This is a genomic window from Exiguobacterium sp. OS-77 (assembly GCF_000414195.2).
In the GTDB taxonomy this organism is placed as follows: Bacteria; Bacillota; Bacilli; order Exiguobacteriales; family Exiguobacteriaceae; genus Exiguobacterium_A; species Exiguobacterium_A indicum.
The window spans coordinates 905,304-916,772 of record NZ_DF239008.1; the positions used below are offsets into that span (position 1 = coordinate 905,304).

Below are 11,469 nucleotides of genomic sequence, written 5' to 3' on the forward strand. Positions count from 1 at the left end.
ATGGAACATATCCAATCATCTATCGAAAAAATATTAAGTCGACCGGACGTCGCAGAATCGGTTCGAGCGATTCAACAACGGGTGTTATCTCATCCAGGTGTCGTCATGTTTTTACGGACCCATCCGGAAATCGATCAACGGATGATCGAGCGGGGGATGCTGAAGCTGAATGAATACGCGGAACAGATGGACGGGAATCGACTGATTGAAAATAAAGCCGTCATCGAAGGCTATCAGCCGATCCTGCATGTCGAAAAAGGACAGATCGTTGTTTCGTATGAGAAATCACAAGCGCTCAAAGACCGAGAGGATGAACGCGCACTTGAGAAAAAATTCAAGAGTCTATTCCTTCCGGACGAAGTCCGCGATGCGAACTTTAGTGATTTTGACTTATCGACGTCGGATCGGAAGCGTGCCTTACGTGCAGCTTCCCAGTTCTTGAATCATCTGCGCTCAAAAGAGCATGTAAAGGGACTCTATCTGCACGGTAGCTTTGGTGTTGGGAAAACGTATCTCTTAGCTGCGATCGGGAATGCCTTGAAAAAAGAACGGATTGCGACGATTCTCGTTCATGCCCCAGGATTCGTCGCCGAGGCGAAGCGCAGGATTCGCTCCGACTCGTTTGATACGTTCCTTGAAGGATTCCAAACGATTCCGGTCTTATTAATTGATGATATCGGGGCGGAGTCGATCAGTCCGTGGGTACGGGATGAATTGTTCGGAATCATCTTACAGTACCGGATGATGCATCGTCTGCCAACATTGTTCAGCTCGAACTTGTCTTATGATGAACTGGAACTGCATTTTGGAATTACGAATGATCAGGGTGATAAGTTAAAAGCAGCACGACTGATGGAACGAATTCAGACGACGACACAACCAATCGAGTTCCTCGGTGAAAATCGACGACGCTACTAATTTTCCTTGTCAAGGAAGTGGCGAATTCGTTATACTAATGACACGTCAATAGACGATGCAACGATTGAGGATAAGAAGTATGAAATGAACCAAACTAGCGAGAGAAGAATGGTGGAAGCTTCTCATGGAATCATTCATGTCTTTACTCCCTCATAGCACGAACGGGGCTAATCCGTTTGCGCCTCACGCCCGTTAACGCGTGTTCGAGCCGAACCAGCAGATGGTCCGGGAACGAGGGTGGTACCACGAGATTAAGACTCGTCCCTTTTTAGGGATGAGTCTTTTTTATTTTGTTAAAGGGGGAAACAGTCATGTCAAACATCGCACTTACATTTCCAGACGGCGCCGTAAAAGAATTCGCAGCCGGCACGACAGCTGAAGAGGTTGCGGCTTCAATCAGCCCAGGACTTCGTAAAAAAGCATTTGCTGCAAAACTAAATGGACACGCCATCGATTACCGTCGTCCAATCGAAGAGGATGGCACAATCGAATTGATCATGCCGGATTCAGAAGAAGGTCTCGACTTGATTCGTCACTCATCGGCTCACTTGATGGCACAAGCCATTAAACGTTTATACCCAGATGAAACAATCCATCTCGGGATCGGACCGACAATCGAGAATGGTTTCTACTACGATATCGATATGGAACGTCGCCTAACTGAAGAAGATCTTCCGGAAATCGAGAAGATGATGAACAAAATCGCGGGTGAGAACTTGCCGATTGAACGCGAAGTCGTCTCACGTGACGAAGCACTCGCGATTTATAAAGAACTCAATGATCCGTTGAAAGTTGAATTGATCGAATCGATTCCTGCTGATCAGGATTTGACGATTTACCGTCAAGGCGAATTCTTCGATCTCTGCCGTGGACCACACGTGCCAGCAACAGCGAAGTTACAAGTCTTCAAATTGATGAGCATTGCTGGTGCTTACTGGCGGGGTGATTCAAAAAATAAGATGCTTCAACGGATTTACGGTACAGCATGGGCAACAAAAGACCAGTTGAAACAACATCTCCACTTCCTTGCTGAAGCGAAAGAGCGGGATCACCGTAAACTCGGGAAGGAACTTGGATTGTTCTTCACTTCTCAAGAAGTCGGTCAAGGACTTCCGATGTGGCTACCAAAAGGAGCAGCGATCCGTCGGACAGTCGAGCGTTATATCGTCGACAAAGAACTCGAACTTGGATATGAGCACGTCTATACACCGGTCCTCGGTTCAGTCGATCTATACAAGACATCGGGTCACTGGGATCACTATCAAGATGACATGTTCCCGAAAATGGAGATGGACAATGAAGAACTCGTTCTTCGTCCGATGAACTGTCCACACCACATGATGGTCTACAAAAACGAACCACGTTCGTACCGTGACTTACCGCTTCGTGTCGCGGAGCTTGGTGGCATGCACCGGTATGAGATGTCTGGTGCCTTAACTGGACTCCAACGCGTTCGTTACATGGTCCTAAACGATGGCCATACGTTCGTCCGTCCTGACCAAATGAAAGATGAGTTCAAAGCCATCGTTCACCTCATTCAAGAAGTCTATGCTGACTTCGGAATCACGGATTACAAATTCCGTCTTTCGTACCGTGACCCAGCGGATAAAGAGAAGTACTTCGATAACGATGCAATTTGGGAAATGGCGCAACGTGAGTTAAAAGAAACAATGGATGAGCTCGAACTGGAATACTTCGAAGCAGAAGGCGAAGCTGCCTTCTACGGACCGAAGCTTGACGTTCAAGTTCGGACAGCACTTGGTAAAGATGAGACGCTTTCGACAGTCCAACTCGACTTCCTCTTACCAGAGCGATTCGAATTGACGTACAAAGGAAATGACGGACAAGATCACCGTCCGGTCGTCTTACACCGAGGTGTCGTTTCGACGATGGAACGATTCGTTGCATACTTGATCGAAGAATACAAAGGCGCGTTCCCAACATGGCTTGCACCGGTTCAGGTGAAATTGATTCCGGTTTCTAAAGTGCATGAAGACTATGCTCGTGAAATCAAAGCGATCTTGCTGAAAAAAGGAATTCGTGTCGAAACAGATTTCCGTGACGAAAAACTCGGATACCGGATTCGTGAAGCACAAGTCAACAAAGTACCAGTCATGCTCGTTTTAGGTGATAAAGAAGTCGAATCACGCGAAGTCAACATTCGTCGCTACGGCTCAAAAGACTCAAGCAATGCATCACTTGAACAATTCGTATCCGATTTAGAAACAGAAATCGCAAACCGTTCAAAATAATGGCGTATTACCGATTGTTCCGTTTTACGGGATGATCGGTTTTTTTGTATATCCTTTAAAACAAATGAAGTAGATCCGATAAACAAGAGAGTTAGTTTTGAAAAAAGAAGATGGAAATATTTATTTTTATTTGGAAAAGTATTAGAATGTAATGGGAAATGGATAAATTTGTTTTATGAGTAGAAAGGACGTATGACATTGAAACGAACACTGACAGTAACGCTTGCTGCCTCCCTCTTGTTCATGGGAACTTCAGCTGAACAGCCAAAAGCAGCAACAACTAAAAAGACATATCGCATTACACCAAAAACAGAAGCAATCGATCCCTTGATTCGAAAATACACGACCTACAATGCAAAAACACGAAATCATTATACGATGCGTTCTTATTTAGAAAGACTTGAAAAAGAGGGTGGGGGTACACTAGTTTTAACGAAAGGAACATATCTATCTCCACTGCGTGTCGGAATTCCATCGAACACGACGGTCATTTTAGAAGACGGAGTCATCATCAAAAAGACATCTGAAACAGGGACGTCAAAAATCAGTGCGACGACGAGTGTCTTTGATTTAGTAGCACCGTCTGTGTTGCGTCTGAATAAAAAAGTGTCGAAATACAACGGTACGAAAAACGCACGGATCATCGGAAAAGGAAACGCACAAATCGACTTAAACGGCTTTTCGCGAGGATCTGCCTTTGCGATTGCACACAACCAAAATTTATATATCGGTGGCATCACAGTGCGTAATCAAAAAGGATCACATGCGATGGAGTTAGACGCGACGAAAAACGCGACGATTGAAAATATGAAGTTCGTTGATGCGACAATGATAGCGAATACAGGACCAAATGAATCGATTAATTTAGATACACCGGATCCAATCACGAAAGGTTTTCCGTGGAAGTGGTCTGCTCAAGATGGTACACCAAATTCGGATATCACGATTCGAAACAATGTTTTTTCTAACATCAACGTCGCCATTGGCACACATCAATATACAGAGAATCGTTTACACACGAATATCCGGATTGAAAATAACTTGATCGAAAAGACGAAGGACTATGCCATTTCAATGATGAACTGGAAAAATCCGACCGTCATCAACAATACGATTCGAGATGTACACCGGGCAGACGGAAAAGCAATGACGATTTTAGGGCGAGGCATCATCAGCGGAACGATTCGCTATAATACATTCGAAAACGCCGATCGTGCGATTCAAATGCAACCGTTTCAAAGCGATGGATATGCACCAATTTATAACTCATTTACGGAAACAGAAAAACAATACATGCAACAAAATACTGCCAAAGATGTTCAATTAAATAGAATCGTCTTATTTACGAAACTAAACGAATATACGTATGCAACAGCTGAACGATATGACTTTGTTCCGTACTAAACCAAGCAAAAGCACCCAAGACTAGCGTCGAGGGTGCTTGTTTTACGTTATGAACGCATTTGTTGCAAGAACGGTTCGATATCGACTTGAAGCGCTTCTGATAGTTTCTGACCGAGTGAAGCATCAGCACGGTAGAAGTTACAGATTGCGAGCAAGACTGTGTTCTCATGGCGAACCTGCTCGAGATCATTGACGAGGTTCTTCAGAAGAGCTGCTTGCTCGTCTTCTGTCAGACGACGGTATACTTCGCCGGCTTGACCGAAGTTGTTCGTCTTCTCGATTTCGAGACGACCGTGTTTATCATCAAGTAACGGCTGGTTTTCTTCCGTATACTCTGGTGTTTCTTTTGGTTCTTCTTGATATCGGTTTGGTTCGTAGTTCACCGGACTCGTTTGCTGACCAACTGGCATTGCACCATCACGTTGGTAGTTGTTCACTTGTGCGAACGGACAGTTGATCGGAAGTTGTTGGTAGTTCGTTCCGATACGGTAGCGTTGTGTGTCCGAGTAAGAGAACAGACGACCTTGTAACAACTTATCTTCAGATGGTAACATCCCTGGAATCAAGACACCTGGGTTGAAGCCGACAGATTCTGTTTCAGCGAAGTAGTTGTCGACGTTTTTGTTCAGTGTCATCGTACCAACGTGTTGGAACGGGATGACATCTTCAAACCAATCCTTTGTTGCATCGAGCGGATCGAAATCGAACTGATCGACGTCAGCCGGATCGAGCACCTGTACGAACAGATCCCATTCCGGATAATCTCCGTCTTCAATCGCTTGGAACGTATCGTTTGAAGCGTGGTTGAAGTCTTTTCCTTGAATCTCCGTTGCTTCTTCTGCTGAGAGATTATGAATGCCAGCTTTCGGTACCCAGCGTAGTTTAACGTAAACCGTATTGCCATGAGCGTTCACCCATTTGAATGAATGGACGGAAGAACCACGCATTTTACGGTAGCTTGCAGGAATGCCTTCATCCGTAAAAAGATGCATGAGCATGTTCGTCGATTCCGGACGAAGTGTCATGAAGTCCCAGTAGCGGTCAGGATCTTGAATGTTCGTGCGTGGATCTGGTTTAAGTGAATGGACCATATCCGGGAACTTCATAGCGTCACGAATGAAGAAGACAGGAAGGTTGTTCCCGACGAAATCCCAGTTTCCTTCTTCTGTATAGAACTTGACAGAGAATCCACGTGGATCGCGGAGTGTCTCTGGAGAATGCGTGCCGTGAATAACAGTCGAGAAACGGGCGAAAACAGGAACTTCTGTCCCTTCTTCTTGTAAAAACGCAGCTTTCGTGTACTTTTTCATTGAGTTTTTGACAGTGAAGACACCGTGAGCACCGAATCCACGAGCGTGTACGACACGCTCAGGTACACGTTCCCGGTCGAAATGGGCCATCTTTTCAATTAATTGATAGTCTTCTAATAACGTTGGTCCGCGACGTCCAGCCGTACGTGAATTCTGGTTGTCTCCGATTGGTACACCTTGATTAGTCGTTAATCGTTTTTCAGTCATCTGTTATTCTCCCCCTTATGTAAAATTAAATTGATTATAAAACAATAATCATTCTAAATAAACAATTTTGCTTGCGAATGTTCTGAATCTTTTTTTCCATGTTAAGAGTGTACCCGTGAAAAACAGGTTAGAAACTTCTTGCTTATCCGTCAAAGGATTGCTATTATAATCAAGTATGTGAGCAACGTTCTGTAAGAACATAGAAAGCGGCTTGACATCACGGGAAAACAAGTGCTATGATAGCAAAGTGAAATGACAACAAAGCAGAAGCATCCCGCTTCTCACCATGTATGACGACTCGTACTGGTTCATCATGAAGATACGCAATGTGTAGCGACTGCTATGCTTTGACGTTCCTTATGAGTGTGGGCGGGAAAAACTGCCGACGCTTTTTTTATAGCGTTTTCTATCATTCATTTTTCGTGCAATGCACGATGGAGGTGCTAACCATTAGCAAAGATCTGTTAATCAATGAAAGCATCCGTGCCCGGGAAGTTCGTCTTATCGGAGCGGATGGTGCTCAACTAGGTGTCCAATCACGCAACGAAGCGCTACGTCTCGCAGAGGAAGCGGAACTTGACCTCGTCATGGTCGCTCCACAAGCGACGCCGCCAGTTTGTAAGATCATGGACTACGGTAAATACCGTTTCGAGATGCAAAAGAAGGACAAAGAAACTCGGAAGAATCAGAAAGTGATTCAGATGAAAGAAGTTCGTCTTAGCCCGACGATCGAGGAGAACGACTTCCAAACGAAATTCCGTAATGCGAAGAAATTCTTGGAGAATGGTAACAAAGTGAAAGCGAGCATTCGTTTCCGCGGTCGTGCCATCACTCACTCGGAAATCGGTAAACGCGTTCTCGAACGCCTCGCAACGGATTTAAGTGAGTTCGGTGTTGTGGAACAGAGACCGAAGATGGAAGGACGCAGCATGTTCCTCGTGCTTGCTCCTAAGAAAGAAGACTAATCGAATCGAAGTAGGAGGGAATCTCTCATGCCTAAAATGAAATCGCACCGCGGTGCTTCTAAACGTTTCAAACGTACTGCTTCTGGCAAATTGAAACGTGGTCGTGCTTACACAAGCCACTTGTTCGGTAACAAATCAACAAAAGCGAAACGTAAATTACGTAAAGCTAGCATGGTATCTACGGGTGACTTCAAACGCATCCGTCACATGATCGCGAAGTAATTTATCCAATCGTATACAGATTTAGGAGGGAATTTATATGCCACGCGTAAAAGGCGGATATACGACTCGTCAACGTCGTAAAAAACAACTCAAATTAGCTAAGGGCTACTACGGCTCGAAACATACACTCTTCAAGGTTGCGAAACAGCAAGTCATGAAATCTCTCATGTACGCTTACCGTGACCGTCGTCAAAAGAAACGTGACTTCCGTCGCCTCTGGATCACTCGGATCAATGCGGCAGCACGTATCAACGGTCTTTCTTACAGCCGCATGATGCATGGTCTTAAATTAGCAGGTATCGACGTTAACCGTAAGATGCTCGCTGACCTCGCAGTTACAGATGCAACTGCATTTGCTTCACTTGCTGACACAGCAAAAGCAAAATTGAACGCTTAAGTTCTACAATTCGTCGGGGAATTTAATTCTCCGACGTTTTTTTCGATTTAATGATAAAATAAGAAGGCACGTCGATGAGACGGTCATATGATTTTTTTAGATAGAAGGAGAATTAAAGATGGATTGGTTGACACTTTTTGAGATGCAAGAACAGTTGGATAAACGGATTCAGTCAGAACATCAATTGACAGGCAATCAATTCGACGAGCGTCTGCTCGCCTTATTGGTCGAACTCGGTGAACTTGCGAACGAGACACGTTGCTTTAAGTTCTGGTCGAAGAAGGGACCATCCGCTCAAGTCACAATTCTTGAGGAATATGTCGATGGCGTCCATTTTCTACTCTCACTAGGTTTAGCACTTGATTACAAGAAAAGTCATTTTACAGAAGGTGACTTCTATTTGACAGCAACAGATGCTTTTTTAGACGTCTATAACAAAACGAACGTCTTTGCGATTTCGCGGACGGAACAAAGTTATGATGTTCTAATTGGTGCATACCTTGCATTAGGTGCTACACTAGGCTTTACACAGGATATGATTTTCAAGGCTTACATTTCTAAAAATGAAGCAAACCATGTGCGACAAGACAACGGTTACTAAGGAGGAAATCAGATGAACGAACAATTACATATGCTAAAACGTCTCACGGACGCAACAGGTGTACCGGGAAACGAAAAAGAAGTCCGGAACCTCATGCGTGAATATTTAGAACCTCATGCAGAAGCATTCCACCAGGATGGTCTCGGTAGCCTCTTTGCTGAACATAAAGGCGCAGGCGAAGATGCGCCACGTGTATTGATTGCGGGTCACATGGATGAAGTCGGATTCATGGTCACGAAGATTGATGAAAAAGGATTCCTTCGTTTCCAACCACTCGGCGGTTGGTGGGGTCAGGTCCTCTTGGCACAGCGTATGAATATTGTGACGTCATCTGGTGAAGTCATTCCAGGTGTAATTGGTGCAAAACCACCTCATGTTTTACCACCGGAAGCGCGCAATAAGCCGGTCGACATTAAAGACATGTTCATCGATATCGGTGCTTCATCAAAAGAAGAAGTCGACGGTTGGGGAATTCGTCCGGGTGATACGGTCGTTCCACATTGCGAATTTACTGTGATGAAAAATGAGAACTTCTTGATGGCAAAAGCGTGGGACAACCGGATTGGTTGTGCCATCGCAATCGAAGCAATCAAACGCTTAAAAGCAGACGGACATCCGAACACGATTTTCGCAGGAGCGACTGTTCAGGAAGAAGTCGGATTACGTGGGGCTCAAACTGTCGCACACCTGCTCAAACCATCAATCGCCTTTGCTGTCGATACAGGTATCCCGGGTGACACGCCAGGAATGACCGATCGTGAAGCATTGTCGAAATTAGGTGAAGGCGTTCAAGTCATCATGTTCGATGCAACGATGATCGCACATCGTGGATTGATCGATTTCGTGACGAAAGTCGCAACAGAAGAAAATATCAAGTATCAACTGGACTTAACACCAGGTGGCGGAACGGATGCAGCGAAGTTCCACTTATCGAATACAGGTGTTCCATCACTTGCATTGACTGTACCGATTCGTTACCTGCACACGAATGTCTCAATCATGCATAAAGCCGATTTCGAAGCAGCCGTCGATTTAGTCGTTGCTGTGACAAAACGTCTGGATGCGGAGACTGTCCAAGCGATCTACGAGGGGTAATAAAACAATGAAGCACATCGCATCAGCAAAGAACGAAATCGTTAAACAATGGAAAAAACTCTTAACGAAAAAAGGACGTCTGCAGACGAACCGTTTCTTAATTGAAGGAGAACACTTGATTGAAGAAGCTGTTCGCGCTGGAATCGTCAAGGAATTGATTGTGCGTGAATCGTATCAAGTACCCGGTTCTTGGAAACGAAATGCCGATGTCTTTACGATTGATGATGCCGTCATCAAAGTACTGGCTGAGACGGAAACGTCGCAAGGCATCTTCGCTGTCTGTGAGATGAAACAAGCTTCGGCACAATTAGAGCGAGGACGCTATTTGTTGCTCGATCGTCTGCAAGATCCAGGGAACGTTGGGACGATGATTCGGACAGCTGACGCAGCTGGATTCGATGGGGTCGTCGTCGGACCGGGAACAGTTGACGTCTATAACGGAAAAGTCATCCGTGCGACGCAAGGATCGCTGTTCCACCTACCGGTCATCTCCATGCCACTCGAAGAGGCAGTCAATGCCCTGCACGAACAAGGAATTGCGGTAATCGGCACGGCGTTAGAAGGAGCGACGTCTTATCAAACGATCGCACCGATGGATGCACTCGGTTTAATCATCGGAAACGAAGCACAAGGCGTTGCGCCAGAATTGCTCTCTTACTGTGATGAGCGTGCTTACATCCCGATTCGTGGTAAAGCGGAGTCTTTGAATGCGGCAGTAGCGGCTGGCATTTTGCTCTATCATTTTGCAAGCGTGGATTGAAACCGGCAAGCGTTCATGCTAAAGTGAACATCAGGAATACATCATGGACGTTGATGGAACAGAGTACGTTAGGGAACGATTCAATCAGGGAGAAGCGGTCGTAGACTGAAAACTGCTTCATGAATCTGCTAACCGAATTCACTCCGGAGTCGCACGAGAGATCGTGACGGGATGCGCCCGTTATCGCGCAATTGGAGGACTTTTCGATTGAAAAGTCAAACAAGGGTGGTACCACGGTGTTTACATCGTCCCTTCGGCATTTGCCGGAGGGACGTTTTTTTATATCTTCAACTAAAGGAGTGGGAAAGATGCGCGAGCAATTAGAAGCATTACGCGATGAAGCGTTGACATTAGTCGATCAGGCAACAACACAAAAAGATCTCAATGACGTCCGAGTCAAGTATCTCGGGAAAAAGGGACCAATCACAGAAGTATTACGAGGAATGGGAAAGTTATCAGCGGAAGAACGACCAGTTGTCGGTGAGATCGCAAATACGGTTCGTCAAGCGATCCAGGAGCAATTGGAACAACGTCTGACAGCTGTCAAACAACAAGAAATGGATGCAAAACTGGCAGCGGAAGCAATTGACGTCACGTTACCAGGACGTCCGAAAAAGGTCGGTCATGCGCATCTCTTGCAACAGGTGACGGATGAGATCGAAGATATCTTCGTCGGACTCGGTTATACGATTGCGGAAGGTCCAGAAGTCGAGCAAGATCTGTTCAACTTCGAGATGTTGAATTTACCGAAGGATCACCCGGCACGTGATATGCAAGACTCGTTCTACATCACGGAAGAAATTTTGATGCGAACGCATACGTCACCGGTCCAAGCACGGACGATGCTCGCTTCTAAAGGTGAACCGATCCGCATTCTCTGCCCAGGTAAAGTCTATCGTCGAGACGAAGATGATGCGACGCATTCGCACCAATTCATGCAAGTCGAAGGACTCGTCGTCGGAGAATCGATTTCGATGGCAGACTTAAAAGGAACGCTTGAAGCCTTCGCGAAGCAGATGTTCGGTGAAGCACGTGAAGTCCGCTTACGCCCAAGTTTCTTCCCGTTCACGGAGCCGTCCGTCGAAGTCGACGTCTCGTGCTTCAAATGTGGCGGTAAAGGATGCAACATCTGTAAACAGACGGGATGGATTGAAATTCTGGGCGCTGGAATGGTTCATCCTCACGTGCTCGAAATGGCCGAATATGATAGCACGAAAATGTCAGGTTTCGCATTCGGGATGGGTATCGAACGGATTGCCATGTTGAAATACGGTGTCGATGATATTCGCCACTTCTATACGAATGACGTTCGCTTCAGCGAACAGTTTTAAGGGGGAA

At 45.6% G+C, this 11,469-nt stretch carries 11 protein-coding genes; 10 read left to right on the forward strand and 1 reads right to left on the reverse strand.

The window, feature by feature from the left end; all coding sequences use genetic code 11:
- From dnaI to EXG77_RS04390, 3 genes are all read left to right on the forward strand, one after another.
- The gene (gene dnaI, locus EXG77_RS04380; RefSeq protein ID WP_035396561.1) at positions 1 to 918 is read left to right on the forward strand and encodes a primosomal protein DnaI; all 918 of its coding nucleotides are present in this window, start codon (positions 1 to 3) and stop codon (positions 916 to 918) included.
- Positions 919 to 1,229: 311 nt separating this feature from the next.
- Positions 1,230 to 3,170 carry a threonine--tRNA ligase gene (thrS, locus tag EXG77_RS04385; RefSeq protein ID WP_035396562.1) on the forward strand — a complete coding sequence of 647 codons (1,941 nt, stop codon included), beginning with the start codon at positions 1,230 to 1,232 and terminating at the stop codon, positions 3,168 to 3,170.
- A gap of 192 nt (positions 3,171 to 3,362) precedes the next feature.
- Positions 3,363 to 4,574 (forward strand): hypothetical protein, encoded by a 1,212-nt coding sequence (locus EXG77_RS04390; protein WP_052017094.1) that lies wholly within the window; start codon positions 3,363 to 3,365, stop codon positions 4,572 to 4,574.
- 47 nt (positions 4,575 to 4,621) lie between these two features.
- On the opposite strand, the gene EXG77_RS04395 is transcribed toward EXG77_RS04390, so the two are convergent.
- Positions 4,622 to 6,091, reverse strand: coding sequence for a catalase (locus tag EXG77_RS04395; protein WP_023469017.1), 1,470 nt, complete (start codon positions 6,089 to 6,091; stop codon positions 4,622 to 4,624).
- Positions 6,092 to 6,525: 434 nt separating this feature from the next.
- Here EXG77_RS04395 and infC point away from each other — a divergent pair, with 434 nt between their 5' ends.
- The 7 genes from infC to pheS all read left to right on the forward strand — a co-directional run bounded on the left by infC (position 6,526) and on the right by pheS (position 11,462).
- On the forward strand, positions 6,526 to 7,056 hold the full coding sequence (gene infC / locus EXG77_RS04400) for a translation initiation factor IF-3 (protein ID WP_029342318.1): 531 nt from the start codon (positions 6,526 to 6,528) through the stop codon (positions 7,054 to 7,056).
- Positions 7,057 to 7,083: 27 nt separating this feature from the next.
- Entirely contained in the window at positions 7,084 to 7,278 is a 195-nt protein-coding gene (gene rpmI / locus EXG77_RS04405; RefSeq protein WP_023469015.1) for a 50S ribosomal protein L35, read from the forward strand.
- 37 nt (positions 7,279 to 7,315) lie between these two features.
- On the forward strand, positions 7,316 to 7,675 hold the full coding sequence (gene rplT, locus EXG77_RS04410) for a 50S ribosomal protein L20 (RefSeq protein ID WP_012371057.1): 360 nt from the start codon (positions 7,316 to 7,318) through the stop codon (positions 7,673 to 7,675).
- A 118-nt stretch (positions 7,676 to 7,793) separates the two neighbouring features.
- On the forward strand, positions 7,794 to 8,276 hold the full coding sequence (locus EXG77_RS04415; protein WP_023469014.1) for a dUTP diphosphatase: 483 nt from the start codon (positions 7,794 to 7,796) through the stop codon (positions 8,274 to 8,276).
- 12 nt (positions 8,277 to 8,288) lie between these two features.
- Positions 8,289 to 9,371, forward strand: a complete 1,083-nt coding sequence (locus EXG77_RS04420; protein ID WP_023469013.1) for a M42 family metallopeptidase — start codon at positions 8,289 to 8,291, stop codon at positions 9,369 to 9,371.
- Positions 9,346 to 10,131, forward strand: a complete 786-nt coding sequence (locus EXG77_RS04425; RefSeq protein WP_369792088.1) for a TrmH family RNA methyltransferase — start codon at positions 9,346 to 9,348, stop codon at positions 10,129 to 10,131. Before EXG77_RS04420 ends, EXG77_RS04425 begins: the two co-directional genes overlap by 26 nt.
- Positions 10,132 to 10,439: 308 nt before the next feature.
- A complete protein-coding gene (gene pheS / locus EXG77_RS04430; RefSeq protein WP_035396564.1) occupies positions 10,440 to 11,462 on the forward strand; it encodes a phenylalanine--tRNA ligase subunit alpha in 1,023 nt (340 codons plus the stop codon).
- Positions 11,463 to 11,469: the final 7 nt, after the last annotated feature.